Consider the following 26,723-nt stretch of genomic DNA (forward strand, 5'->3'; position numbering starts at 1 on the left):
ATGAGTAAGAAATTAACGATTGGAATGTTTGGATTCGGGGTTGTAGGACAAGGATTGTACGACATTATCAAGACTAAAAACTTAAATTTAGAAATTAAAAAATTTGTCATCAAGAATGCTGACAAAAAAAGATCATTACCTGCTGAATTATTCACAACAGATGCTGAGGCTATTCTTGGTGACCCTGAAATCAATACCGTAGTAGAATTGATCGATGATGCTGATGCGGCTTACGCACTGACTGTTCGTGCATTAAAATCTGGAAAAAACGTTGTTTCTGCAAATAAGAAAATGATTGCGACGCATTTAGAAGAATTAGCGGCAATACAACAAGAATATGGAACAAGTCTACTATATGAAGGTGCAGTATGCGGAAGTATTCCAATTATCCGCAATTTAGAAGAGTATTATGACAATGAATTATTACATGCCGTGACCGGTATTTTTAATGGCTCCTCTAATTTTATATTGTCTAAAGTCTTCAACGAAAATCAACCTTATGCAGATGCGTTAAAAGAAGCGCAGGACCTAGGTTTTGCTGAAACTGATCCTACATTAGATGTCGGTGGTTTTGACCCTAAATACAAATTAACGATCGTCGCTGCTCATGCTTATGGTATCAATGTAAATCCTGACGATGTTTTCAATATCGGTATTGATAAATTAGGAGCACAAGATATTCGCTTTGCAAAAGAGAAAAATTTTAAGATCAAATTGATCCCTACTGCCCGAGAAATAGATCAAAATAAAGTGGTTCTTTATGTTATTCCTAAGTTTATCAGTTCGGAAAACATTTTATTCAATGTTGAAAATGAAAATAACGGTGTCCTTGTAAAGGCTGCATTTGCAGATGAACAATTTTTCTACGGTAAAGGTGCTGGAGGTCATCCTACCGGATCGGCAGTATTATCTGATATTACAGCGCTACGTTATGACTACAGATATGAGTACAAGAAGCATTTAAATACAGATGCATTATCATACAGTACCGATCATGAAATCAAGGTGTACTTGAGATATGAAGATGACAGCCTAGTTGAAAAATTAGGTTTCACAAAAATTATTGAAAGATATTATGCTCCTGATTTTAAGTACGTTATTGGAACAATAAATTTGAAGAAAATCACAGATCTTAAATCTGAAATAAACAAAACAGGAAATTTTATAGCTGAAATTGCCTAACTTAATAAAAAGTACCGAATACCAACCAACCCTAACACTTGCTAATCACAAGTGAAAAACGTTGGATCTACTTGTAGGTTCAACGTTTTTTTATTTATCATCACCCCAATCACTTCTATAAACCCCGTGCTGCAGCTACTACAAATCATGACTTATATTTAACAATTTAGATCTTTAATTAATGGCATTACTTACCACATAATCAGGTTCAAAAACCATTTAAACTGCTATTTTTTTGTTAAAAAATAGCATATTTATAACTATAATAAATATGTGGCAGAAAATTTGCTTAATATCGTTAATATCACTATATTGTGATGTTACTAAAAATATTATAAATTATGGCTAAGTGGTTAACAATTCTACTGATAATGGTAGGCAACTTGGTTTTTGCAGATACCAATACAATTAATGCACAAGAACACTCGAATTCTAGTTATATAATTCTTGCGGTTGTTGCTTTATTGGCAATAATCTATATTCTATATAGAAGACAAAAAAGAAAATTTAACGATTAAGGGCATAAGCGGAAGTGAAACTTCCCTTTATGCCTTAGTGTTTCCATATCTAATATCATCCTCCCGCCAATCATAGGTCATTCTAAAAGACCTTCATCACGAAAACTATAATACCCATTGTCTGTAAAAATAATGTGATCATTGACCTTAATATCCATTATCCTAGAAGCCTCCGCAATCTTTTTTGTCAGAATTTTATCCGCCTGACTTGCTTCACGCGAACCTGAAGGATGATTATGAATTAATATCATAGAATGAGCTTTACAATTAAGGGCATTTCGTAGAATAATGCGAACATCAACTGGAGTAAAATCATTGCCTCCACGGCCTATTAATTGTTTATCCAGCACTTTACAGGCTGTATTTAAATACAAAACCCAAAATTCTTCGTGAGGAAGATCTTGTAACTGGTACCGAAAATATTCATAGACCCGCAGACTACTGTTTAACAAAGGTTTTTCAATATATTCTGATTCCTTTCGTCTACGTCCCAGTTCAAGTGCAGCGACAATCGTAATCGCTTTAGCTTCTCCTATACCTTTAAACTCACAAAGACTCATTACCTCTAGTTTGGAAAGACTATGCAAATTGTTTTGAACACTGGATAAAATACGTCTGCACAATTCAACTGCAGTTTCTTGCCTTGAGCCCGAACCAATAAGAATAGCAAGCAACTCTGCATCAGACAGTGAACGACGACCTTGCTCCAATAATTTCTCTCTAGGACGATCTGCCTCCGCCCAATCTCGAATGACCAGTTTGCTCATATCACAATAATAAGGTATAAAATAGGTTTATATAATCTACTAATTTAATCATAAATTTAAAAACTTAAAATAATTAGTATCAATTATTTAAATAAATTTTATCATTTCAAAGCAGACATGAGCGTGCTTTCTTTTTTTCAAATCGTTTTGAAATCTTATATTTGTAATTGAACATTTATTTTAATAAAATGAGTAAAGCGATTATTAAAACAGAAAAGGGCGACATGACTGTACAATTTTATACAGCAGATGCTCCAAATACCGTTGCAAATTTCATCAAATTAGCTAAAGAAGGATATTACGATGGATTAAGTTTCCACCGTGTGCTACCTGACTTTGTTATTCAAGGTGGATGTCCAAATTCACGTGAAGGTGCTTCTGGTATGCCTGGAACAGGTGGCCCAGGTTACAAAATCGACTGTGAGTTAACCGGTGAAAACCAATACCATGATAGAGGCGTATTATCAATGGCACATGCAGGCCGTAACACTGGTGGATCTCAATTTTTTATCTGCCACAGCCGTAACAACACTGCTCATTTGGATAGAAATCATACTTGTTTTGGAAAAGTTATTGAAAACGTTGATATTGTAGATGATATCCGTCAAGGTGACCGTATTTTAAGTATTGAAGTTATCGAAGACTAGTTCTCAACAAGAAAAAGTGTATTATGAATTTAAGAGCATTAGTTTCTGTAACAGGAAAACCAGGATTGTTCAAATTAGTTGGACAAAATAAAGGCGGATTTATTTTAGAGACTCTCGACAGCGCTAAAATTAAATCGGTAGTAAGTTTATCTTCTACGAAAATGGCAACATTAGAAGACATTACAATTTATGGCGAAGAAGAGGAAATTCGCTTATTGAATGTTTTTGAAACAATCAAAGAAAAAGGATTAACTGTAGATCCTAAAGCAGATGGTCAAGCATTACGTGATGCTTTCCGCGAAATTGCACCAGGTCATGATGAATCTCGCGTCTATTCGTCAGATATTAAAAAAATCTTTACATGGTACAATATCATTAAAGATTTACCTTTATTTGAAGAAGAAGCACCGGCTCCTTTAGTATAATTTTAGGATAAAAAAAGAGAGGGTCTTAACATATGTTAAGACCCTCTCTTTTTTTTATCTTTAGTTTTCTACTTTCCTGCTTGAACAATTCCTTTACAGATATCCGATATCAAAGCTGGTCCCTCATAAATAAATCCTGTATAAATTTGAACAAGACTGGCCCCAGCATCAAGTTTTTCAATTGCATCTGCCGCAGAATGAATCCCGCCAACACCAATAATAGGAAAAGATCGGTTTGATTTTTCTGAAAGATAGCGAATGACTTCTGTCGAGCGCTTGGTCAAGGGAGCTCCACTCACCCCTCCCATTTCTTTAACCAAATTTTCATCACTTTGAAGGCCCTCTCTAGATATCGTAGTATTTGTTGCAATGACACCAGCAATACCCGTTTCTTGAACAATTTCAACAATATCATCCAATTGACTATTTGTCAAATCTGGAGCAATTTTAAGAAGAATAGGTTTCTTATTTAATTTTCGTTTATTCAATTCCTCGAGCGTATTTAAAATATGTTTCAGAGGCTCCTTTTCCTGCAGATCACGAAGTCCAGGAGTATTTGGAGAACTGACATTGACAACAAAATAATCAACATAATCAAAAAGTGCATTGAAACAATAAATATAATCATCTACCGCCTGTTCATTTGGAGTGATTTTATTTTTACCGATATTTCCACCGATTAAAAGTCCTTTACGATCTTCAGTAGCTAAATGTTTAAGACGATTAGCCGCAACGTCAGCACCTTGGTTATTAAAACCCATACGATTGATTAATGCCTTATCAGGAATTAAACGAAACATCCGTGGTTGATCATTTCCTGGTTGAGGTCGTGGCGTTACAGTACCAATTTCAATAAAACCAAAACCAAAATTGGCCATATCAGTGATGTATTCGGCATTTTTATCAAAGCCTGCAGCCAATCCTACAGGATTTTTAAATTTAAGGCCAAATACTTCGCGAGCCAAATTCGGATTTTCATAGGTATACAGACTGCTTAATAATTTTTTAGCACCCCAGATTTTTGAAAACATTTTTAATCCCCCAGTCACCGTATGATGAGCAGATTCAGGATCCATTGAAAAGAAAATAGGTTTTACCAACTTGTACATATGCACAAAGGTAGGCAAAGAAGAAGAAATTTCATTACTTTTGCAATCGAAATGATATCAATAAATAACTTAACATTCGAAATAGGCTCTCGCGCATTGTATGATGAGGCCAACTGGCATATTAAACCTGGAGATAAGGTAGGTCTAATTGGAGCCAACGGTACCGGTAAATCTACTTTGTTGCGATTGATCGTAGGACAGTATACGCCTACTTCAGGAAGTATATCGATGGCAAAGGACTTAAAAATTGGTTACTTAAATCAAGATTTATTATCTTATCATTCTGATAAAAGTATTTTACATGTAGCAATGGAGGCGTTTGAGCGCCAAAATCAATTACATACTGAAATAGAAAACTTACTCCAAAAATTAGAAACAGACTATTCTGACGATATTCTAAATAAATTAAGTGACAAGCAGATGGAATTCGAAGCTTTAGATGGCTATAGTATCGAATTTAGGGCTCACGAAATTTTAGCGGGTTTAGGTTTTTCAGAAGATGAGCAGAAACGTCCGTTAGCGACCTTCTCCGGTGGATGGCGCATGCGTGTCATGCTGGCAAGAATCTTATTGCAGACTCCAGACATTTTATTGCTGGATGAGCCTACCAACCATATGGATTTACCTTCTATTAAATGGCTGGAAAATTACTTGCAAGGCTTTGAAGGTGCTATCGTCATCGTCTCACACGACAGGTACTTCTTAGACCGTATTATTAAAAAAACTGTAGAATCCCGCAAAGGTAAATTAACGCTGTACGCTGGTAATTACAGTTTTTATTTGGAAGAGAAAGCACTAAGAGGTGAAATTCAAGCTGGTCAATTCAAAAATCAGCAAGCTAAAATCAAACAAGAAGAACGTTTGATCGAACGTTTCCGTGCGAAAGCCTCAAAAGCAAAGATGGCACAATCCCGTATTAAGGCTTTGGATCGAATGGAAAGAGTGGAAGATGTTGATGATGATAACCCAACGGTAAACTTTAGCTTTAAATTTTCAAAACCATCGGGAAGACATGTTGTTACCTTAGAAAATGTATCGAAATCTTATCCAAACCTCGAAATTTTAAGAAATACGGAGGGGATCATTGAAAAAGGTGATAAAATAGCCTTGATCGGTGCCAATGGTAAAGGTAAATCGACCTTGTTGCGTATTGTGGCAGGTGCAGATACGGAGTATGAAGGGAAATCTGAACATGGCCACAATGTATTGCAAACGTTCTTTGCACAGCATCAATTGGAAGCCCTGCATCTGGAAAACAGCATAATAGCAGAGATGCAAGCTTTTGCGCCCAAACATACAGAAACCGAATTACGTTCAATCTTAGGCTGTTTTCTATTTTCCGGTGATGACGCATTCAAAAAGATCAAAGTTCTGTCTGGAGGCGAAAAATCACGTGTTGCACTAGCAAAAGCATTAACAGCTGATGCTAACTTCTTGGCACTAGATGAGCCTACCAATCACTTGGATATGCAATCGGTTAATATTTTGATTCAAGCGCTTCAACAATTTGAAGGTACCCTGATTGTCGTTTCTCACGATCGTTACTTTCTGGATAATGTTGCGAACAAAATATGGTATATTGAAGATAAAGAAATTAAAGAATACCCAGGTACATACCAAGAATTTGAAGAGTGGAATTCAAAACGTGTGATCAAACCTGAAGAAAAAAAGGTCGAGAAAAAAGTTGTAGCAGAAGAACCTAAAAAAGTCAAAGCTGCTCCTTCTGAAGATAAATTCAAACTGATCAGCAAAAAGAATAAAGAACTAGCGGCATTAGAGGTTAAAGTAGCTGAAAAAGAAGTTCTTCTAAAAGCACTGGAGACAGAATTAGCAAAAGAAGAGATCTATTCCAACGCAATCAAATTACAAGAACACACGCGTAATTATAATTCCTCTAAAGCAGAATTAGAACAATTGCAAAAAAATTGGGAAGATTTAGCTGAAGAAATTATGGAATTGGAAGATTAATTACACTCACTTAATAGAAAGGTATACAATAGGCAGGCTTATTGTATACCTTTTTTTATGATGAAGGAATTGTGAAAATAAACTGGATCGAAAATATCTTATACCCGAAAGTATTTTTAAATAGAAGGAAAGCAACAAAGTATTTCCAAGGAAAAACTATTTTAATCACCGGAGCAAGTGAAGGTATTGGAAAAGCCTGTGCAACACTTCTTTCCAAATTCCAGGTACACCTCATTTTAGTGGCTCGATCACAAGAAAAATTAGAAGAAGTAAAAGCAATTGCCATCCAAAACAATTCCACTGCGTCCATCTACGTGACAGATCTATATCAAGAACAACAAATAGATCAACTTATTGAATATATTCATGCAAGACAGATAACGATAGATATCCTTATTTCTAACGCAGGTAAATCGATTCATCGCAGTTTGACAAAATCCTTGCCGCGCTACCATGATTTTACAAGAACAAACATGCTGAATTATTTGGCTCCAGTGAAATTGACATTAGCACTAACTCCTCTTCTATCACAACAAAAAGGTCAGATTATTAATATTTCTGCGCTCAATGTTCTGCTCCCACCTGCACCACATTGGGCTGCATACCAAGCATCAAAAACAGCATTTGATCAATATTGCCGATCAAACCAATCTGAATGGAAAAAAATGAATGTAAAGCTAAAAACAGTCTACTTACCATTGGTAAAAACAGAAATGATAGCGCCTAACGATCGTTATAAAAACTTTCCTGCCATGCAAAGTAGTGAAGCAGCCTTACGTATTATAAAGCTCATCTTTGGTACGGGCAGTTATTCTAGGCCATGGTGGTCTCCCTTTCCTATAACAATCGGATTTTTTATTCGAAAAATATGGGATAAATTTTAACCATATTCCTATGAGATTACGACAAAAAATTGATTTCGCTATTCAAGTATTTAAATCCATCCTATATACGCTTCAATCAGGTATTAATTTATTTACTTTATTGAAATCAATTCGGAAAGCAAAAGATTCCTACTTAAATGATGGTAATCGTACCATAACTTACGCAGCTCTGTATGATGAAACCTGTCTTACGATTGAAAAATTAAAAATAGTACCCAAAAACAAGCTATCTTCCCGAGTCATTCTCATCGCAGACAACAGTTTCAATTTTATTAGCTATCTATTTGCCCTTTCAGCACTTTCAAAAGAGGTAATTATCATGAGTTCCCAATTATCCGATCTCCAATTAGAGAAAATTTTGGAAAATTATCCCCAAGTTCTTATGCTAACAGATAACAAAGACCGATTAGCAAATCTACGTACAAAGTCTTTGATCTATTCTTTTGCGGAAATTAATGCATGCGTCATCAATAAAGTCTCTCATAAAATAAGACGAAACAATGGTAAAATAACAATTTTAAGTACAGGTTCTTCAAATATTCCAAAACCCATTGAACGTAAACTCAATATCTCAAAAATATGGAGTCCATTTACAGAATTAATTTCAAAACTTGGGCTACTTAACTATTCCTCTACTTTCATTACAGTTCCATTTTATCACGGTTATGGTCTTGCAAGTTTGATTTTAGCACTATTTTTAAAGCACAACCTACACTTCACCACAAAATTTAGCGCTAAATGCATTACTCAATTCACGAACAACAGAATAGAATGTTTGGTTCTTTTACCTTCTATGATTCCCAAATTCATTGAAATAGATCAAAATGCACTGGGCCTGTTCCGATGCATTATTTCCGGAGCAGATAAACTAGAAGCAACATGGGTATCATGTATTCTAAATCAATATCCCGAGACGAACATATATAATCTCTATGGAACCACAGAATTGGGAATCTGCAGCATTGCTACCCACACGGATTTAACAAACAACAACAATACGATTGGCCGATTTCTAAAAGGTATCGAATACCACTTGCAAGCAGATCAGCAGCTCAAAATAAGATGTCCATGGATACACGATCAGTGTAAAAATCAATATGTAAGTACTGGAGATCGCATACACCAGGATAAAAACGGATTATTATATTATCTTGGCAGAACAAACTCTTCATTTAATATTGGCGGAGAAATTATTCATTTCAGTGAATTAGAAGAAAAAATAAACAGTTATAAATCCGTTGCCAAAACTAGAATTCTCGTATCTAAAAATGAAATGATGATAAGCGAATTGAATTTAGAACTTACCTTAAAAAAAGATTCGGCATTTAATGAAGCAGAATTTAGAAAATGGCTCAATAGGACATTCCCTAAATACTTGCAACCAAAGTCCCTTCACTACAACGATAATTAATCCGTTCGGCTACAATAAAAAACCCTCAACACAGCACATCTATTACCGCCTATATATCAACAAATTAAAGATATATTTGTAAATAAAAAATTAAGATTAATTATAATAAAATTCCTTAATCGGCTCAAAATGGATGAGTCTTTCATTGAATTTATTAATGTTCTCCATCTTACCAGATAAGTCATAGATCACAGCCAATTCACCACCTAGCTTTTCAATAGTTTTCCGATTGAATTTCACCTTAAATTTTAGAGCCTCATTTTCGAAATTCGTAACCTGTTCAAAGTCACAATCCATAAATCGTACATGCACAGTACGAATTAAATAATACCGCGATAGCATCAATTCAATTTCCTGAAATAAGGATAAGATAATAACCATGAAGAAAGTAAAAAACATTGCTAATTTTGTTTCTCCTATTCCCGAGATCATACCTAACCCTGCTGTTGACCATATCACGGCGGAAGTCGTTAAACCTTTTACCGACAGTTTTCCTTTAAAAATAACACCCGCACCGATAAAACCAATACCAGTAACGATATTAGCGGCAATACGATCATCACTCCCATTGCCACCCATCATTTTTGAAACAACAGTAAAAACAGCTGAACCAAAACAGATCAAAACAATCGTTCTAAATCCAGCTGCTTTATTTCTATATTCCCGCTCAAAACCTATTATAGCGCCACAAAATATGGCAACCAGCACATTCCAGATGTATTGATTATCAAAGAAATTCAACAAAGAGTCCATAATTGACGAACGTATTATAAATATGCATAAGTAATACCATCACCACCGCGGTCCTGATGTTCGTCTTCAAATCGGGAAATATGGCTGTATTTTCTTAAATAATCACGTATAAACTTGCGTAGAATACCATCCCCTTTACCATGAATAATTTTTAAAGAAGGGTAACCGATCATTACTGCTCTATCCAATACTTTCTCCAACTCATATAGCGCATCTTCGGTGCGCATACCGCGAAGATCAATCTCAGGATTGAAATCAGCTACAGCATGTGCAGAAAGTGTCTTAGATCCAGCTTTTGCTGCTTTCTTCAAATCTTTACCCGCTAACTTGACAACATTTTTGCGCTTCTGCACCGTTCTCAGTTCACCCATCGCTAGAATAAGATTGTTTTTTGCAACCTCTAATACAACAGCCTCATTTTCCGAATCGATAATCTTTACCCAATCGCCAACAGCAATTTCTTCTGTTAAATCAGCGGTAGCAATAGGTTTCTTCTCGATCTTTTTATCCTTAGGTAGTATGGTCGAGAATGAACGATCCAAATTGGCACGAATTTCCTTAGTCTTTTCTTTATCAGCCTGAGCAGACTTAATCTCTGCTACTGTATTTTCAATTAATTTATTGGAGTTTTTTAAGAGTATCTGGGCTTCTTCCTTTGCTTTTTTGAGAATTGTCTTTTTATTCTCCTCCAAATAAGATTGTAAATCCTCGTATTCAGATTTTATTCGGATCAATTCCTTTTCTCGTCTTGTTATAGCAGCTTTTGTATCAAATATTTCCTTCTTCTCGCGCTCCAGATCTACCAAAAGTGTATCTACTTTTTTCTGATGGTTTCCAACCTTCTGTTTTGCTAAATGAATAATCTCTTTATTCAATCCAATTTTTTGCGCAATTTCAAAGGCGTAAGAACTCCCCGGTTTTCCGATCTGCAAGATATAAAGCGGTTTCATGGCGACATTATCAAATAGCATCGAAGCATTTTCTAAACCAGGTGTTTGATTTGCAAATACTTTCAGGTTCGAATAATGCGTCGTCACAACACCGCGAATGTTCTTTTTATTTAAAGTTTCCAAAACAGCCTCAGCAATGGGTCCTCCAAATAATGGATCAGTACCCGTACCAAACTCATCAATTAAAATAAGCGTTCGAGCATTCGCAAACTCTGTAAAATACTTCATCTTAGAAAGATGAGCGCTATAAGTACTTAAATCACTCTCTATCGACTGATCATCACCAATATCTGCAAAAATTTGCTTATAAATCCCCATTTTGGAGTGCGCATCAGCGGGTATTAACAATCCGGATTGCAACATGAGCTGCATCAATCCTACTGTTTTCATACAGACAGATTTACCTCCAGCATTAGGTCCTGACACCACTATAACACGCTGTACATCGTCAATCTTGATATTGAGAGGAACGATTGTCCCGCGGTCGTGCCCAGCATTTAGTGTCAGTAAAGGATGGCGCGCATTCACTAAATTTATTTCAGCCTCTTTGGATAATTCAGGCATTTCCGCCTCAATATCTAACGCAAAAAGTGCCTTCGATCGAACAAAATCTACCTTAGTAAGTAAGCCATCATACGAAAGCATCAACGGTATATGCGGTCTCAATTTGGTTGTTAACTCGACTAAAATACGTATAATCTCACGTCGTCTTTCAAACTCCAAATCTCTAACCTTATTGTTCAGGTGAAATACTTCTTCAGGCTCTATGTAAGCAGTTTGTCCCGTAGCAGATTCATCATGAATCAGTCCTTTCACCTTACGTTTATTCTCAGCTAAGATAGGAATACAAAGACGGCCGTCTCGAATAGTCAAATTACCGTCAGCTGTCCATCCGCTGTTCTGCGCGCTTTTAAAAATGATATCAATTCTTTTACGTGCTTCCTGCTCTGCTTTCAAGATGCTTTGAGAGAGATCAAGCAACAGGCGTGAAGCATTGTGCTTCATTTTACCCCGATCATCAATGATCATTTCAATATCACGGATAATCTGCTTTTCAATAGGAAGATGTTCAAACAGTAATTCTAAATTAGGATACTGCCCCTCCCGATCATTGAAATATCGGATGATAGCATAAACAGTTTTCAACGAAAGAAGCACACGATGAAACTCCTCCTCCATTAAAAAGGCGCCTTCGACTTTAGCTTTCTCAACTAAAGCACGAATAGGATATAAATGATCAACTGGCAAAGCATCATCAGTTGTTAATAAATCTTTAAATTCATTTGTTTGACGTAAAAACTTGTCTATCTGATCAAATCGGGTTTGTGGCTGTATCTTATCAACCAAATTACGCCCCGACTCACTGATACATTTTTGTTTTATCAATTCCTTAATCTCGGCAAAACCGAGCTTATCACTTGCGTTATTAGGATAAATCATGTTTCTATTACTATTTATTTAACCGGTTCTGGAGAAAGAATCTCCTTTTTTTGTTTGACCTTTCGGTCAAGTAAAAGAGGTTGTTTGACCGGATTTCTCACCTCCTTTACATCAGTTTTAAGAGGTATATCTTCAGAAGCCTTGACCGATTCAAGTTTAGGTCCCTGGCCATTTCGTATGGATTTGGCCTCAACTTTCTTAGTAGCAGTCGAATCGCTTCTGGAAGTAGCTGGTACAGACATATTTTTAAGTAAGAATGTACCTAGATTCAAATTACCTTTTAAACCCGATTTATTATAAAATTCTTGCGCTGCCTTTTTGTAATCCCATTTTACACTATCTTGTTTATAATTTAGGATCAGTTTTTTCTGCGACTCATAAAGTTCTTTAAAATCATTAATGCGAGTTAAACTATCTTGAAAATGTGCATTCTGTATAGAATCTTTTCGTCGAATAGAATCCATTCTGACCTGGTCAGTTTTGATATAACCGTCATTCATATTTTTCAGATTCTTACCGACCTCCTCATATATCTTGTTCATCACTTCGGCATCACTACCATAAAAAGAAAGATTTTTCTTAAAAGAAGTGGAATCTAAATCATACTTTTTGAACGTATTGTCATATAACGGAAATATAACGCGCTTTGCACTATCCGAGTTTAATGTTGATAGATAAGCATCAGTTATATAAATCTCCGTTAGGACCTTCACAAAATCCTTTTTTGGAATAATATCTTTCTCATTTGTACTTTTACAAGAAACAAATAAAAAAATCAGAGCAAGTACATTCAGTATTAATCGTTGCATTTCGTAATTTTGTACAAATTTATAAAAAGGCCTGACATTTGTCACCCTTTGAATTCTTAAATATACAATTATCATGAGTATTGCAAGCAACCTAGAAGCGATTAATTTAGAAGTTAAAGCGCTCGGCGTTCAACTAGTCGCTGTATCAAAAACAAAACCGAATGAAGATATCATGGAAGCCTATGAAGCTGGGCAACGTGTTTTTGGTGAAAACCTTGTTCAAGAACTTGTTGAAAAATATGAATCTTTACCAAAAGATATCGAATGGCATCTTATTGGTCACTTGCAAACAAATAAAGTTAAATACGTAGCTCCCTTTGTGACCTTAATCCATGCTGTTGATTCTTTCAAACTCCTGAAAGAAATCGATAAACAAGCCGCTAAAAACAAGCGTGTGATCGACTGCTTACTTCAGGTACACATTGCTGAAGAAGATACTAAATTTGGTTTTGACCATGCAGAATTAATCGAAATGTTACGCGATGAGGAATTTTTAGCTTTAAAACATGTCAACATCCGTGGCTTAATGGGTATTGCAACCAATACAGAGAATGAAAAAGAGATCAAAGAGGAGTTTTATGAGCTAAAATCATTATATGATGGTATCAAGGCAAGTTTCTATCGTAAAAACGAAAGTTTCGATACGCTGTCGATGGGTATGTCTTCTGATTACAAATTAGCAATAGAAAAGGGATCTAATATGATCCGGGTGGGAAGTACTATTTTTGGAAAACGCGTCATCAAACATTTTAAAAACAATGACTAAAGCAATTATTAGAACTGCTGTTGAAGCAGATTGTCCTGCAATGCTGGAATTAATTAAAGAACTTGCCATATTAGAAAAAGCACCCAATGAGGTAACGGTCTCTATGGAAGAGTTTATTGACGCCGGATTTGGACAAAACCCAATATGGGGAGCTTTTATTGCAGAATTTGATGGGAAAATCGTCGGAATTTCACTATATTACATTCGTTATTCCACTTGGAAAGGAAGAAGGCTCTATCTTGAGGATTTAATTGTGACAGAAAGTATGCGTGGCTATGGAATTGGCAAACAACTTTTCGAAGAAACTATCAATTACGGCAAATCTAAAGGATATCAAGGCATGGTTTGGCAGGTTTTGGACTGGAATGAACCTGCTATTCAATTCTACCGAAAGTATAAAGCGGACTTCGATGCCGAATGGATTAATGTATCGATAACATATTAGAACAGAAAAGGACGGTTAAATTACATGAAACCAAAATACTATTTCAACCCCTCGATCATTTTTGCATTAATTGCCATTACTTCATGTACTGGTAACGATACGGCAAAAGAACAAAAAAAAGCTAGTGGTGATACGCTTCATTATGACATGAAAGAAGTGCATCGGTATAGCAACTTTTTTGTGAAAGAAGGTGAAAAAATAGACACAACATTCTTCAGAGCTAAATATCCACAATTCAAGGATACCGTCATCAACACATTACTCAATCAATCGATTAATTTAGAAGGTGTTTCTGAAATCAGTATTTCAGCCAAAAGATTCGTCGATGCATATGATGAATATGTAGAAGAAAATAGTGGCAGTTCTTCTGCAGCCTGGTTTCGGGATTTACAGGCAAAAGTATATCAAAATACCCCTAAGTTTATCAGCATAGAAACCAACCAAACCGAATATACCGGTGGTGCTCATGGTGACCATTTTACTCTTTTTACACATTATGATATCAATTCAGATCAAAAAATAACATTAAACGATATCATAAATGAAGAAAATCAGAAAGAATTGATTAAAATTGCAGAAAAATACTTTCGCAAACTGGAAAATCTATCTGACAAAGAATCTTTAAATGACAAGTTCTTTTTTGAAGCTGGCAATTTTGCCCTTGCAAACAATTTTGCTTTAGACAAAGAAGATCTACTTTTCTATTACAATGTATATGAAATTAAACCCTATTCTGGGGGAAACACAGCACTAAAAGTGCCATATAAGGATATAAAACACTTGATTTCAAACAAGGGTCTAGAATATATCAATAGTATTAATTAGCAATCAACCTCAACGTAATCCTATCCGATGCAAGTTTTTAAATTTGGTGGCGCATCAGTCAAAGATGCTGAAAGTGTAAAAAATTCAGCACATATTATCTCTAAATATAAAGTGGACGCTTTATTGGTCGTCGTATCGGCCATGGGTAAAACCACCAACTTATTAGAAGACGTAACAAAAGCATATCACCAAAATACAGGTGAAGCATTTGAAATACTTGAAAAAGCCAAAGCATTTCATTATAACATATTATCCGGTTTATTCGAAGATTCCAATCATCCCATATTTGATGAAATCGCCAATTGTTTTGTCGAAATCGAATGGATATTAGAAGAAGAACCACAAGATTCTTTTGATTATTTATTTGATCAAATCGTTTCTACGGGTGAAATCGTTTCTTCCAAAATTCTAGCGGCTTATCTCAATCACATTGGTGTAAAATCCCAATGGTTAGATGCCCGGAACTACATCATGACCGATAACACCTATACCGAAGCGCAGGTTAACTGGGAAAAGACAGAAGCTATTATTCAAGCTGAGATCCCAAAAATCCTTAGCAAATATATCGGGGTCACACAAGGATTTATAGGCTCGACATCCGAAAATTTCACGACAACATTAGGTCGTGAAGGATCAGACTATTCGGCAGCAATCTTTGCAGCATGTTTAAATGCTGAACATGTGACAATCTGGAAGGATGTACCAGGTGTACTCAATGCCGATCCAAAATGGTTTGAAAAAACTGAATTGATACCTGAATTATCTTATACAGATGCAATTGAATTGACCTATTATGGAGCAACCGTTATTCATCCGAAAACAATTAAGCCACTTCAGAATAAAAATATCCAATTAAATGTGCGGTCGTTCCTAAATCCGGAAGTGCCAGGAACTAAGATCAAGAGCACAAATGTATCTTTACCTGTACCATCGTTTATTTTTAAGGTCAATCAAATTTTGGTATCCATTTCACCGCGTGACTTTTCATTTATTGTAGAAGATAATCTGCGCGATATTTTCAATTTGTTTCACCAATTCCGCATTAAAATCAATATGATGCACAACAGTGCAATCAATTTTTCAGTTGCTGTAGACGATACCGGTCAAAACATCCTGGAAGTACTGGACGAATTAAAGAAAAAATTCAAAGTCAATATTGAAACTGGCCTAGAGCTTATCACCATCCGTTACTATAACCAAGAAACAATCAATAGAGTTTTAGTGGATAAACAGGTGATCAGCGAACTGAAAGATACCTATACTTGCCAGCTTCTTGTAAAAAAAATATAGATGAATACACTTATCCTTCAAAAGGAGGTTCAAGATTTTATTAATCAAAATGAATCAGAATCTTCCGCTAAATTAGCACTAAAAAAATCTCCTTTTGAAGGAATTACCTCGTCTGAACTTGCAACACAAATAGATGGCAGACAGCGATGTCGCAAAAAAATTCCGCTTTGGGCAGAAACAGCGAACATATATTACCCCGATAAATTAAACTTAGAACAATGTTCTTCGGAAAAAACAGCGATATTCAAAGCATCACTAATTCCGGAAAACGTCACTTTAATCGATATCACGAGCGGCTTTGGTATTGATGATTTTTACTTTTCAAAAAAAGCTAAAAAAGTAATTTCCTGTGAGATCAATCCGCAACTTGCACTCATATCTCAATACAATGCCAAGCAATTACAAGCTAAAAACATAGAAGTTATCGCTTCAGATGGAGTAGACTATATTGCTAAAAATAAAGATCTTAACATAGGGTATATATACATAGATCCTTCCCGCAGGGTGGCGCAGCAAAAAGTTTTCATGTTGAGTGATTGCGAACCCAACATCGTTTCCTTACAGGAAAACTTTCTACAAAGAGCAGCCCATATCATGATAAAAGTTGCTCCTCTTCTGGACATCACAGCAGCATTGTCTGAGCTAAACCATGTCAAGCAAATCTATGTGATTAGTCTCCAAAATGACTGTAAAGAGCTACTTTTCATTCAAGAAAGAGATTTTTCTGGTCAACCTGAGATTACCGCTGTCCGTATTTTTGGTGACAAAACACAACAATTCACATTCACACAGGAAGAAGAAACTGAAATGGTCACTTCATTTTCAGTACCGCTGCGTTATCTTTATGAACCGGATGTGTGTCTTACTAAAGCTGGTGCTTTTAAGAGCATAACCAAAGCATTTGATCTCAAAAAACTGCACCAACATACGCACCTATATAGTTCAGAAAGTTACCAAGAAGATTTCTTAGGAAAAATTTATGAAATCATCGAAGTTATTCCGTTTTCCATCTTCAAAAAATCAAAAGAAAAATTAAGAACAAACGCTGTAGCTAGAAATTTCCCTTTAAAAACAGAAGTACTAAAAAAGAAATTTAAAATTATGGACGGCGGTGAATTACATAGTTTTTTTACTACAGATCATACAGGAGAACTGATTGTCATCCACGCGACACGAAAATAGTAAAGCGACAATACCATTACATATTTTCCTAAAATAAAGCATAATTTTATTATATGAGAAATATTGCTTTATCAGCTTTAGATCTTGCGCCAATCAAAAAAGGTTGCACAACGTCAGAAGCATATAACAGAACCATAAAAATAGCGCAACATATTGAGCAGTTAGGATATAAAAGAATCTGGGTAGCAGAACACCACAACATGGAATACATTGCCAGTTCAGCAACCTCGCTCGTTATTCAGCACATCGCAGCAAACACCAAAACCATTCGTGTTGGATCTGGAGGTATTATGCTACCGAACCATTCGCCCCTTGTCATTGCAGAGCAATTCGGTACCTTAGAGACTCTTTATCCAAATCGTATTGATCTTGGATTAGGCAGAGCTCCTGGAACGGACCAAGAAACAGCAATGGCATTACGTCGCAATAATTTTAATACAGCATACCAATTTCCACAGGATGTTGCGGCACTGCAACAATATTTTAGTGACAGTAATGTTGACTCCAAAGTAAGAGCTTTTCCGGCCGAAGGTCTAAACGTTCCTTTATATATTTTAGGATCCAGTACAGACAGTGCCTATTTAGCCGCCAGCCTTGGACTACCCTATGCATTTGCTGCACATTTTGCACCGGCACAACTTGCTCAAGCAAGTGCCATCTACCACCAGAACTTCAAACCGTCAGCTAGTCTTTCAGCACCATATTTTATTGTTTGTGTCAATGTAATTGCCGCGAAAACAGTAGAAGAAGCCGAATTACAGTCAACAAGTGTGAAAAATTTATTTGCGGGGATTCTAACCAATACAAGAGCACCATTGTCACCTCCAACATTTGAGGTTATTTACAAAGGGATTCCAAGTATTGAGCAAGCCGCAGACAATATGCTTTCCTGTAGCTTTATAGGAGACAAAGAGACCATCAGAAAGGAATTGGAACCGTTCATCGAAAAACTACAAATCGATGAACTTATGGCCATATCTTATATTTATGATGATCAAAAATGTCTTGACTCATTCCGCATATTGAAAGAAGCATTAACAGATTAAGAAAGTTTATTTACATCGTGCATTAAAATTTCTATATTTAATTATTCAAATTATAATGCACGATGAAATATTTAAGCCTTACAGCACTATTTATAACACTTATTTTTCAGTCCTGTCAAAATCAGAGCCCGGTTAATAAGACAATTCCTAATGACACTGCCGCTAGTGACATAACAAGCGACACAAATACGGTCAGCAGCCCAAGCATCAAAACCTCTCCAAATAAAGAAGCATCCATTTTCATGATAGATACCTATCGGATTTATGACGATTCAGAAGATCCGAGCAAAATTTTAAATGATGGATGGCTAGATCTTTATGAGGAAAAAGGAGAATATTACCTTGCAAAGGTCGATTATAAAATAGAAGATGGATTCAGTGAGTGTGCGGGAGTACCCACGAAAGGAGTAATTTCAAAAAGAAATTCCATCCTATTTCTCAATTTCCCTTTTTTAAAAGCAGGAAAAATTGAAAATCTAAAGATCACCAAAGCTGAAATATGGCCTAAAGAAACTGTTCAGTATAATTTTAACAACCAGAAATACTTGTTAAAAGGATATGGTGACATTGTAGGAACCAATATTCAAACAAATGACCAAAACCATGAAGAAGTCTTTCATGATGTTAAAAATTATAAATTAACATGTTCATTCAACGGAAACTCAGAAATAAACATGTTCAAAGCTGACCAATTTAATGACACTTTTATCAAAACATTATTTGTAGGAGATATTGATCGTGATGGAAAACTTGATTTTATTATTTCAACCCCGACCGATTACGAAGAAAACAGCATTATGCTTATCCTTTCATCTCAAATAAGAGATAACGATATGGAGAAAAGCAGCTATAAGCAAGATGTCCAATTTGATTGTTAACGATGAAAATAAAGGCGATCATACAGGATTTCAATCCGGTTCAAAAATGTATATTTTCATTTTCCTTTAGCATCCTAACAGCTGTTATTTGCTATTGTCTAAATATAAACCTCTTAATGAGTGCTATACTTTTTTGGATTACCTTTAGTTTGAGTTACAGCGCGGTATCGTGGTTTATCTTTTACCAGATGCCCGTAAGCCGAATTGTTAGAAAAGCGGCATCCGAAGACGGAAGCCGTCTATTTGTATCCATTTTCATTTTAATGGCAAGTTTTGCCTGTTTGTTCGCTGTACTTCTCATTATTATCACAGATAATACGACTGATATGCCCAAGGGCGCAAGCATCAGCATCTGTGTATTAAGTATGATGAGCTCTTGGTTTTTGGTACATACGACCTATGTCTTCCATTACGCACATCTGTACTATGCAGACGGTGCCACTGGTAAAGGATTGGATTTCCCAGGAGATGAAAAACCTGATTATATGGACTTTGCATATTTTTCATTTGTGCTCGGTTGTACATTTCAAGTTTCTGATATTGAAGTTTCGTCACGAAAAATTAGAAGAGTGGTTCTGTTTCATGGATTACTCGCTTTCGCTTTAAATACATTTGTTGTTGCATTAACAATAAATATTATTTCCGGCCTTATACATTAACCAAAAAATTTGTACTGGCTACAGACCCTTTCTGGATCAATACAAAAAAATCAAATAGCATATCGTTCTAAAAGCGAAGCCTTGTTACAAAATGCCCATTTAAAAAGAAAACGCACCCATCGAGCGATGGTGTGCGTTTCTAATTGAAAGGGAATTGAAAGGAATCTTTATAATTTCTCTGCATGTTGTGAAATATCCATACCTAATAACTCCTCCTCCTCAGATGCACGAAGGGGTGAAATCAGATCTGTTATTTTCAACAATAAGAAAGCAACAATTAAAATAAAAGCAGCGGACGCAAACAAACCAATTATATGCGCCTTAAATAGGGTTATTTCACCAAAAAATAAACCGTTATGCTCAACAACACCATTAATTTGTTTATGAGCAAATACACCCGTCAAAATCATCCCTACAATACCTCCAACACCATGACAAGGAAAAACATCTAACGTATCATCGACCTTTGAACGGGTACGCCAATCGACCACAAGGCGACTTACAATTGCGGCTACAGCACCAATTACTAATGAATGCGGAACAGTTACAAATCCGGCAGCCGGCGTAATCGCAACCAGACCCACGACTAGACCAATACAAGTTCCCATTGCAGATGGTTTAGTACCACGGATAGCATCAAAGAAAATCCAGGTAAGTGCAGCTGCTGCTGAAGCCGTCATTGTTGTTGATAGTGCCGTAGAAGCAAGGCTAGAAGCAGAAAAGGCAGAACCTGCATTAAAACCAAACCAGCCAAACCACAGCATACCGGTGCCGAGCAATACATAGGTTACACGTGCAGGTGTATGATGACCAGGCTCTCTACCCTGTTTTAAATAGATCGCTGAAGCCAGTGCTGTTAAGCCCGCTGACATATGTACGACAGTTCCTCCGGCAAAATCCAAAACACCCAGCTTAAACAATAAGCCATCAGGATGCCAGGTAGCATGTGCCAAAGGAGCATATATGAAGACGAAAAATAAACAGATGAACAAAATATAAGATGTAAAACGGATGCGCTCTGCAAAAGCCCCCGTAATAAGCGCCGGTGTAATGATCGCAAATTTCAATTGAAACATAGCAAACAGTGCAAATGGAATCGTTGGAGCACCCACCCAAGGTTTACCATCAATTACATGATCAAACATAAAATACGTCATCGGATTACCGATGAAACCTCCGATACTATCTCCAAATACTAAACTAAAACCAAAAACAACCCAAATAACACTAACAACAGCCATACAGATGAAACTTTGAAGCATCGTTGAAATAACATTCTTCTTTCTAACCATTCCACCATAAAAATATGCTAAACCCGGTGTCATAATTAGCACTAATGCCGTTGAAGTCAACATCCATGCTACATCAGCTCCATTATATTCATAATTTCCATCATTTTTAGGTAAAGAAGGAAAAAATAGTGCCATTAAAACTATTATTACCATAAAATAGAAAGGAATCGCTGTTTTTTTAATCATTTTTAATTGTTTTTTTAATCAATATCCAAATTAAGGTAAAAATTACAGTAAAAACAATATTTATTTCAAATATTTTCAAATAAAACATCAAAATTCTACAAAAACACAAACAACAACAGATATATAATGCATTTTACTCAATATAAAACAGAAAAAGGGGGTAGAAACTTAATTCTACCCCCTTTAATAAGACTTATATAACAAAAAAACTACATTTGTCTACTTGATATTATCTTAATAATACTTGCTTAAGCACCAATTTGCTTATCCAGTTTCTCACTTAGCACTGATTTTGGCACAGCACCGATTTGTTTATCGACAATCTCACCATTTTTGAAGAATAATAACGCAGGAATATTACGAATTCCAAAACGAACTGAAATTTCTGGGTTTTCATCAACATTTACTTTTCCGATTACCGCTGTATCAGCATAATCCTTAGCCAACTCTTCTACAATTGGACCTACCATACGACATGGACCACACCACTCTGCCCAAAAGTCAATTAAAACTGGTTTGTCTGATTTCAACACAACTTCTTCAAAGTTGCTATCTGTAATTTCTAAAGCCATATTTTTATTTTTTTAACCGAAGTTATTTGATAATTATTATTTACTCATTTATAAGAACAAATATAATAAAGATGTCCGTAATATAAGTGTAATATTAAATTGACACCATTTAATTCAATCGATAATTTACACCTTCAAACTGCTCTATAGCCTCTAAGAACTCATTTGTCAAGTTGATACGCTTTAATTTCGCAGGCATCTCAATAGAAATTTCATCCTGCGGATCCCAAATTTTGAAACGCAGTTGACAATTCGGAACCACCCCTTCGATCTCATTTGAATCCAGCACTTGCTTCATCTCCTCCAAAAATAGATCATTTAATGCTGGCAATGCAATATTAATGGTGAAAATTTTAGCCATTTTCTCTCTCAAATCCGACAAAAGCTGGATACCCTTGATCTCAAAACCCCAGTTCCCAACTTGCTTAAACCTTTCTTGCACCAAACCTCGGAGCTGCACAAAATAGCCTTCTTCGAGATACCCCTTGAACTTCACATAATCTTCACCAAATACCATTATTTCATAAGAATCTGAATAATCCTCAATAATAAAAGAACCAAAAGGCTTACCCGATTTTGCAATACGATGGTTGGCAAGAGCAATAATACCACCGATAACAACCTCCTTATTTTTTATCCGATTAAAATCCAACAAAACATCTTCTTCAACTTCAGAAGCCTTAACCTTATTGATTAACTGCAGATCACTCACTTTGTTTTGACAGAAATGCTTAATCTCAAACTTATAGTTATCCAAGGGATGACTAGTCAGATAAATACCGATTACCTCTTTCTCGTACTTTAATTTTTCGATCAAACCCCATTGTGGACAAGAAGCCAATACAGGTTCTGGAAGCTCAGCCGCACCATCTCCACCAAATAAACTTACCTGAGCCGAATTTTCATTTTCCTTGAATCGCTGTGCAAACTTAATCGCTTTTTCCAAACCCGTGGAATTATCTTCACTGTGAAAATATTGAGCACGGTGCATATTTTGAAAACCATCAAATCCACCCGCATAAGCTAAACTTTCAAAAGCTTTTTTATTAGCGGCACGCAGATCAATCCGTTTTGCCAAATCAAAGACCGATTTATAGGGTCCCTTTGCACGTGTCTGTACAATCGTATCAACCGCTCCTGCTCCCACACCTTTAACAGCTCCCATTCCAAATCGGATCGCACCACGATCATTCACAGTAAATTTATAATGTGACTCATTCACATCTGGAGCCAATACTTCAAGTCCCATGCGCTTACACTCCTCCATAAAGAAAGTAACCTGCTTGATATCATTCATGTTATTTGAAAGTACAGCTGCCATGTATTCCGCTGGAAAATGCGCTTTTAGATAAGCAGTTTGATAAGCAATCCAAGCATAACAGGTCGAGTGCGATTTATTAAAGGCATAACTTGCAAAAGCCTCCCAATCTGTCCAAATTTTTTCTAATACTTTCGGGTTATGTCCCTTTTCAGCAGCCTGAGCAACAAACTTAGGTTTCATCTTATCCAAAACCGCTTTTTGCTTCTTACCCATAGCTTTACGCAACACATCGGCATCACCTTTGGAGAATCCTGCCAATTTCTGAGAAAGAAGCATCACCTGCTCTTGATATACAGTAATACCATATGTTTCCTGCAAATATTCCTCACAAGCATCTAGATCATAAATAATAGGCTCTGTCCCGTGCTTACGCTTGATAAAACTGGGGATATACTCCATTGGTCCAGGTCTATAAAGGGCATTCATAGCAATTAAATCCGCAAAAACCGTTGGTTTCAGATCTTTCATATGCTTCTGCATACCCGGAGATTCATATTGGAATACCCCAACCGTTTCCCCTCTTTGGAATAACTCGTAAGTCAATTGATCATCAATAGGAAATTCATCGGGATCTAACTCCAGGCCATTACTCAACTTCACGTTAGCGACCGTATCCTTTATTAAGGTCAATGTTTTTAACCCTAAAAAGTCCATTTTCAACAAACCTGCAGATTCAACAACAGAGTTATCAAACTGTGTCACATACAGATCTGAATCTTTTGCTAATGATACAGGAACAAAATTAGTGATATCGTCAGGAGTAATAATTACCCCACAAGCATGGATACCTGTATTACGCATTGAACCTTCCAATACGCGGGCCTGCTTAATCGTTTCCGCTTCAAGACCCGCACCTTCCGATATGGCGATCAGACGATTAACAGCTTCCAGTTCATCTGCGCGCAAAGTCTCTTTCAACGCTTTTTCATCCATATTGAAGATCTTTGCCAGCTTCAAATTTGGAATCAGTTTTGCAATTTCATTGGCTTCCTGCAAAGGCAGATCCAGTACACGAGCCGTATCTTTAATAGACGATTTGGCAGCCATGGTACCATATGTAATAATCTGGGCTACTTGCGAAGCTCCATATTTATCAATTACATACTGCATCACGCGACCACGACCCTCATCGTCAAAGTCAATATCAATATCGGGCATCGATACACGATCGGGATTTAAGAAACGCTCAAATAGCAAATCGTATTGTATCGGATCCAAATTTGTAATCCCTAAACAATATGCTACAGCAGATCCAGCGGCAGAACCACGACCTGGACCAACAGAAACGCCCATTTTACGAGCTTCAGCAATAAAATCCTGTACAATCAAAAAATACCCAGGATAACCGGTCTTCTCAATGGTAGTTAACTCAAAGTCCAGGCGCTCCATGATATCGTCCGTTACACCCTGCTTGTAACGACGCTTAGCTCCTTCTATTGTTAGATGTCTTAAATACTTATTTTCCCCCCTCTTACCATGATCTTCCTGATCTTCTGCAACCTGAAATTCCTCAGGGATATCAAAAGCCGGTAAAAGAACGTCACGGTATAAAGTAAAGATTTCAATTTTATCGACGATCTCTTGAATATTGATAATCGCATCTGGTATATCCTTAAATAGCTTCTTCATTTCTGAAGCAGGCTTGAAGTAATATTCCTGATTAGGTAATCCAAACCTAAAACCTCGCCCCCTTCCTTTCGGTGTGCTCAACTTTTCACCATCCTTCACACACAACAAAATATCATGGGCGTGAGCATCAGGCTTATTGATATAATAAGTATTATTCGTCGCAATCAGCTTTAAGTCATGTTTACGAGCCAAACTGACTAGCGTCGTATTTACGCGGTCTTCATCCTCCTGACCATGGCGCATCATTTCAATATAAAAATCATCCCCAAACTGATCTTTCCACCAGATCAAAGCTTCTTCAGCCTGATTTTCACCGATATTAAGCACTTTATTAGGCACCTCTCCTTGAAGATTCCCAGACAGGACAATTAAATCCTCTTTATATTGCTCAACAACCTTTCTGTCAATACGAGGCACATAATAAAACCCTTCCGTATAGGCTACTGAGGCCATTTTAGCCAGGTTATGATAACCTTTTTTATTTTTCGCTAAAAAGACAATCTGATAACCATTATCTTTTCTTTTCTTATCAAAATGATCATCACATACGAAAAACTCACAACCGACAATAGGTTTGATTATTTTCTCCGTAGGACTTTCTCCAGCAGCTTCTAATTCTTCATTTTTTGCTTTCGCCGCTTTATTATGATCGCCTACTTTAGAAACAAAATGAAAAGCACCCATCATATTACCATGATCGGTCAATGCAACAGCTGGCATGCGATATTTCGCAGCAGTATCCACCAAATTAGCTATAGAAATTGTTGATTGCAGGACCGAAAACTGAGAATGATTATGTAGATGTGCAAAATCGGCATTTTCAAAATCATTCAGCACATCATGATCAATCACAACTTCCTGACCACCACTTGGCTGACTGCGCTTTCTAATTTCATCTGAAGCAGCCTTCAGATTCACGTGCTTTAAACCAACAGTTGGAATTACTGATGGGTTCTGCTGTTTAAAATCTACAAAATATCCGGTATCAGTCTGTAACTGATCAACAGTAAAAACTTCCCTTCTAACTAATTCAAAAAAACAACGTGTAGTTGCTTCCACATCGGCAGTTGCATTATGTGCTTCAGCAAAGGGAACTCCAAATAGATACGAATGAAGTTCAGTTAAATTTGGTAATTTAAAACGACCTCCACGTCCACCAGGCAATTGTAGCAAAGCAGCTGTAACCTCAGTACAGGTATCCAAGATAGGCATTTCACCCATAGGAGATTGAACATCATAACGATAGAACTCGCTACCCATAATATTCAAATCAAAACCAATATTTTGACCTACAATAAATTTGGCTTTGGCTAATGCTTCATTAAACTTAACCAGAACATCTTGAATGGGAACACCCTGTTCTGTCGCTAACTCGGTCGAAATACCATGAATTTTCTCGGAGTCATAAGGAATATTGTAACCATCCGGCTTGATCAGATAATCCTCATGCTCAAGCAGATTACCCATTTCATCATGTAATTGCCAAGCTATTTGAATACATCTGGGCCAATTATCAGTATCTGTAATCGGCGCATCCCAACGTTTGGGTAATCCTGTTGTTTCCGTATCAAATATAATGTACATACCTTAATTCTTTATTCTTTCCTAAACAGCTAAATATCAACAACTAAAAGACTTTCAAACAGATTAAAACAGACCTGTTTAAAAGTTTACTAATTTACAAATTTATTCCTCACTAAAGCTGAAAAACAAGTCATTTTACTAAAAAAAATAAGCTCATTTTTCATCTTTTCGCACCCCTCTTATCC

Annotated in this window: 22 protein-coding genes; 14 read left to right on the plus strand and 8 right to left on the minus strand. The window is 36.3% G+C overall.

All coding sequences use genetic code 11. The features are described from left to right. Complete coding sequence (locus tag EDF66_RS23445; RefSeq protein ID WP_132845484.1) at positions 1 to 1,182, plus strand: homoserine dehydrogenase; 1,182 nt, start codon at positions 1 to 3, stop codon at positions 1,180 to 1,182. A 595-nt stretch (positions 1,183 to 1,777) separates the two neighbouring features. On the opposite strand, the gene radC is transcribed toward EDF66_RS23445, so the two are convergent. Beyond that, complete coding sequence (gene radC / locus EDF66_RS23455; RefSeq protein WP_132845486.1) at positions 1,778 to 2,467, minus strand: RadC family protein; 690 nt, start codon at positions 2,465 to 2,467, stop codon at positions 1,778 to 1,780. A 188-nt stretch (positions 2,468 to 2,655) separates the two neighbouring features. On the opposite strand from radC, the gene EDF66_RS23460 reads away from it, so the two are divergent. Continuing rightward, entirely contained in the window at positions 2,656 to 3,114 is a 459-nt protein-coding gene (locus EDF66_RS23460; RefSeq protein ID WP_132845487.1) for a peptidylprolyl isomerase, read from the plus strand. A 23-nt stretch (positions 3,115 to 3,137) separates the two neighbouring features. Then, positions 3,138 to 3,539: a DUF5606 domain-containing protein gene (locus EDF66_RS23465; protein ID WP_132768468.1), complete on the plus strand. Its 402-nt coding sequence runs from the start codon at positions 3,138 to 3,140 to the stop codon at positions 3,537 to 3,539. Positions 3,540 to 3,607: 68 nt separating this feature from the next. Here EDF66_RS23465 and EDF66_RS23470 read toward each other — a convergent pair whose 3' ends face one another. After that, on the minus strand, positions 3,608 to 4,648 hold the full coding sequence (locus tag EDF66_RS23470; RefSeq protein ID WP_132845489.1) for a quinone-dependent dihydroorotate dehydrogenase: 1,041 nt from the start codon (positions 4,646 to 4,648) through the stop codon (positions 3,608 to 3,610). Positions 4,649 to 4,699: 51 nt separating this feature from the next. Between EDF66_RS23470 and EDF66_RS23475 the strand changes: the two genes are divergently transcribed. The 3 genes from EDF66_RS23475 to EDF66_RS23485 all read left to right on the plus strand — a co-directional run bounded on the left by EDF66_RS23475 (position 4,700) and on the right by EDF66_RS23485 (position 8,911). Continuing rightward, the gene (locus EDF66_RS23475) at positions 4,700 to 6,616 is read left to right on the plus strand and encodes an ABC-F family ATP-binding cassette domain-containing protein (protein WP_132845490.1); all 1,917 of its coding nucleotides are present in this window, start codon (positions 4,700 to 4,702) and stop codon (positions 6,614 to 6,616) included. Between the two features lie 71 nt (positions 6,617 to 6,687). Then, positions 6,688 to 7,500: an SDR family NAD(P)-dependent oxidoreductase gene (locus tag EDF66_RS23480; protein WP_165902509.1), complete on the plus strand. Its 813-nt coding sequence runs from the start codon at positions 6,688 to 6,690 to the stop codon at positions 7,498 to 7,500. Positions 7,501 to 7,510: 10 nt separating this feature from the next. Further along, positions 7,511 to 8,911 (plus strand): AMP-binding protein, encoded by a 1,401-nt coding sequence (locus EDF66_RS23485; protein WP_132845492.1) that lies wholly within the window; start codon positions 7,511 to 7,513, stop codon positions 8,909 to 8,911. Between the two features lie 96 nt (positions 8,912 to 9,007). Here EDF66_RS23485 and EDF66_RS23490 read toward each other — a convergent pair whose 3' ends face one another. The 3 genes from EDF66_RS23490 to EDF66_RS23500 are packed head-to-tail and all read right to left on the minus strand — an operon-like array spanning position 9,008 to position 12,863. Next, positions 9,008 to 9,664, minus strand: a complete 657-nt coding sequence (locus EDF66_RS23490) for an MgtC/SapB family protein (RefSeq protein ID WP_021190497.1) — start codon at positions 9,662 to 9,664, stop codon at positions 9,008 to 9,010. A 14-nt stretch (positions 9,665 to 9,678) separates the two neighbouring features. Continuing rightward, positions 9,679 to 12,054, minus strand: a complete 2,376-nt coding sequence (locus EDF66_RS23495) for an endonuclease MutS2 (RefSeq protein ID WP_132845494.1) — start codon at positions 12,052 to 12,054, stop codon at positions 9,679 to 9,681. A 14-nt stretch (positions 12,055 to 12,068) separates the two neighbouring features. Beyond that, positions 12,069 to 12,863, minus strand: coding sequence for a DUF4296 domain-containing protein (locus EDF66_RS23500; RefSeq protein ID WP_165902510.1), 795 nt, complete (start codon positions 12,861 to 12,863; stop codon positions 12,069 to 12,071). Between the two features lie 73 nt (positions 12,864 to 12,936). Between EDF66_RS23500 and EDF66_RS23505 the strand changes: the two genes are divergently transcribed. The 8 genes from EDF66_RS23505 (at position 12,937) to EDF66_RS23540 (ending at position 19,954) form a co-directional block, all read left to right on the plus strand. Continuing rightward, positions 12,937 to 13,629, plus strand: coding sequence for a YggS family pyridoxal phosphate-dependent enzyme (locus EDF66_RS23505; protein WP_132845497.1), 693 nt, complete (start codon positions 12,937 to 12,939; stop codon positions 13,627 to 13,629). Further along, positions 13,622 to 14,074 carry a GNAT family N-acetyltransferase gene (locus EDF66_RS23510; RefSeq protein ID WP_132845499.1) on the plus strand — a complete coding sequence of 151 codons (453 nt, stop codon included), beginning with the start codon at positions 13,622 to 13,624 and terminating at the stop codon, positions 14,072 to 14,074. The genes EDF66_RS23505 and EDF66_RS23510 overlap by 8 nt, the downstream gene beginning before the upstream one ends. Positions 14,075 to 14,098: 24 nt before the next feature. Then, on the plus strand, positions 14,099 to 14,899 hold the full coding sequence (locus tag EDF66_RS23515; protein WP_132845501.1) for a DUF3298 and DUF4163 domain-containing protein: 801 nt from the start codon (positions 14,099 to 14,101) through the stop codon (positions 14,897 to 14,899). A 27-nt stretch (positions 14,900 to 14,926) separates the two neighbouring features. Continuing rightward, positions 14,927 to 16,189, plus strand: coding sequence for an aspartate kinase (locus EDF66_RS23520; protein ID WP_132845503.1), 1,263 nt, complete (start codon positions 14,927 to 14,929; stop codon positions 16,187 to 16,189). Next, positions 16,190 to 17,371 (plus strand): class I SAM-dependent methyltransferase, encoded by a 1,182-nt coding sequence (locus tag EDF66_RS23525; RefSeq protein WP_132845505.1) that lies wholly within the window; start codon positions 16,190 to 16,192, stop codon positions 17,369 to 17,371. Between the two features lie 53 nt (positions 17,372 to 17,424). Further along, the gene (locus EDF66_RS23530) at positions 17,425 to 18,417 is read left to right on the plus strand and encodes an LLM class flavin-dependent oxidoreductase (protein ID WP_021190491.1); all 993 of its coding nucleotides are present in this window, start codon (positions 17,425 to 17,427) and stop codon (positions 18,415 to 18,417) included. A gap of 62 nt (positions 18,418 to 18,479) precedes the next feature. Further along, positions 18,480 to 19,295, plus strand: coding sequence for a hypothetical protein (locus EDF66_RS23535; protein ID WP_132845506.1), 816 nt, complete (start codon positions 18,480 to 18,482; stop codon positions 19,293 to 19,295). Between the two features lie 116 nt (positions 19,296 to 19,411). Then, the gene (locus EDF66_RS23540; RefSeq protein ID WP_243656126.1) at positions 19,412 to 19,954 is read left to right on the plus strand and encodes a DUF1345 domain-containing protein; all 543 of its coding nucleotides are present in this window, start codon (positions 19,412 to 19,414) and stop codon (positions 19,952 to 19,954) included. A 167-nt stretch (positions 19,955 to 20,121) separates the two neighbouring features. Here the strand turns inward: EDF66_RS23540 and EDF66_RS23545 are convergent, their stop codons facing one another. The 3 genes from EDF66_RS23545 to dnaE all read right to left on the minus strand — a co-directional run bounded on the left by EDF66_RS23545 (position 20,122) and on the right by dnaE (position 26,538). Next, positions 20,122 to 21,432, minus strand: a complete 1,311-nt coding sequence (locus EDF66_RS23545) for an ammonium transporter (protein ID WP_183912819.1) — start codon at positions 21,430 to 21,432, stop codon at positions 20,122 to 20,124. Between the two features lie 248 nt (positions 21,433 to 21,680). After that, the gene (trxA, locus tag EDF66_RS23550; RefSeq protein ID WP_021190487.1) at positions 21,681 to 22,004 is read right to left on the minus strand and encodes a thioredoxin; all 324 of its coding nucleotides are present in this window, start codon (positions 22,002 to 22,004) and stop codon (positions 21,681 to 21,683) included. A 109-nt stretch (positions 22,005 to 22,113) separates the two neighbouring features. Then, positions 22,114 to 26,538, minus strand: a complete 4,425-nt coding sequence (dnaE, locus tag EDF66_RS23555) for a DNA polymerase III subunit alpha (RefSeq protein ID WP_132845510.1) — start codon at positions 26,536 to 26,538, stop codon at positions 22,114 to 22,116. Between the last annotated feature and the right edge of the window lie 185 nt (positions 26,539 to 26,723).

The sequence above is a fragment of the Sphingobacterium sp. JUb20 genome, from assembly GCF_004342035.1.
GTDB lineage: Bacteria > Bacteroidota > Bacteroidia > Sphingobacteriales > Sphingobacteriaceae > Sphingobacterium > Sphingobacterium anhuiense.

Bases quoted from the DNA above. Each gene is read 5' to 3' on its own strand.
- EDF66_RS23545 (WP_183912819.1), bottom strand. From the start codon at position 21,432: ATGATTAAAAAAACAGCGATTCCTTTCTATTTTATGGTAATAATAGTT.
- EDF66_RS23485 (WP_132845492.1), top strand. From the start codon at position 7,511: ATGAGATTACGACAAAAAATTGATTTCGCTATTCAAGTATTTAAATCC.
- EDF66_RS23495 (WP_132845494.1), bottom strand. From the start codon at position 12,054: ATGATTTATCCTAATAACGCAAGTGATAAGCTCGGTTTTGCCGAGATT.
- EDF66_RS23510 (WP_132845499.1), top strand. From the start codon at position 13,622: ATGACTAAAGCAATTATTAGAACTGCTGTTGAAGCAGATTGTCCTGCA.
- EDF66_RS23475 (WP_132845490.1), top strand. From the start codon at position 4,700: ATGATATCAATAAATAACTTAACATTCGAAATAGGCTCTCGCGCATTG.
- EDF66_RS23465 (WP_132768468.1), top strand. From the start codon at position 3,138: ATGAATTTAAGAGCATTAGTTTCTGTAACAGGAAAACCAGGATTGTTC.
- dnaE (WP_132845510.1), bottom strand. From the start codon at position 26,538: ATGTACATTATATTTGATACGGAAACAACAGGATTACCCAAACGTTGG.
- EDF66_RS23490 (WP_021190497.1), bottom strand. From the start codon at position 9,664: ATGGACTCTTTGTTGAATTTCTTTGATAATCAATACATCTGGAATGTG.
- EDF66_RS23535 (WP_132845506.1), top strand. From the start codon at position 18,480: ATGAAATATTTAAGCCTTACAGCACTATTTATAACACTTATTTTTCAG.
- EDF66_RS23525 (WP_132845505.1), top strand. From the start codon at position 16,190: ATGAATACACTTATCCTTCAAAAGGAGGTTCAAGATTTTATTAATCAA.
- EDF66_RS23515 (WP_132845501.1), top strand. From the start codon at position 14,099: ATGAAACCAAAATACTATTTCAACCCCTCGATCATTTTTGCATTAATT.
- EDF66_RS23540 (WP_243656126.1), top strand. From the start codon at position 19,412: ATGAGTGCTATACTTTTTTGGATTACCTTTAGTTTGAGTTACAGCGCG.
- EDF66_RS23505 (WP_132845497.1), top strand. From the start codon at position 12,937: ATGAGTATTGCAAGCAACCTAGAAGCGATTAATTTAGAAGTTAAAGCG.
- radC (WP_132845486.1), bottom strand. From the start codon at position 2,467: ATGAGCAAACTGGTCATTCGAGATTGGGCGGAGGCAGATCGTCCTAGA.
- EDF66_RS23530 (WP_021190491.1), top strand. From the start codon at position 17,425: ATGAGAAATATTGCTTTATCAGCTTTAGATCTTGCGCCAATCAAAAAA.
- EDF66_RS23445 (WP_132845484.1), top strand. From the start codon at position 1: ATGAGTAAGAAATTAACGATTGGAATGTTTGGATTCGGGGTTGTAGGA.
- EDF66_RS23460 (WP_132845487.1), top strand. From the start codon at position 2,656: ATGAGTAAAGCGATTATTAAAACAGAAAAGGGCGACATGACTGTACAA.
- EDF66_RS23470 (WP_132845489.1), bottom strand. From the start codon at position 4,648: ATGTACAAGTTGGTAAAACCTATTTTCTTTTCAATGGATCCTGAATCT.
- EDF66_RS23500 (WP_165902510.1), bottom strand. From the start codon at position 12,863: ATGCAACGATTAATACTGAATGTACTTGCTCTGATTTTTTTATTTGTT.
- trxA (WP_021190487.1), bottom strand. From the start codon at position 22,004: ATGGCTTTAGAAATTACAGATAGCAACTTTGAAGAAGTTGTGTTGAAA.
- EDF66_RS23520 (WP_132845503.1), top strand. From the start codon at position 14,927: ATGCAAGTTTTTAAATTTGGTGGCGCATCAGTCAAAGATGCTGAAAGT.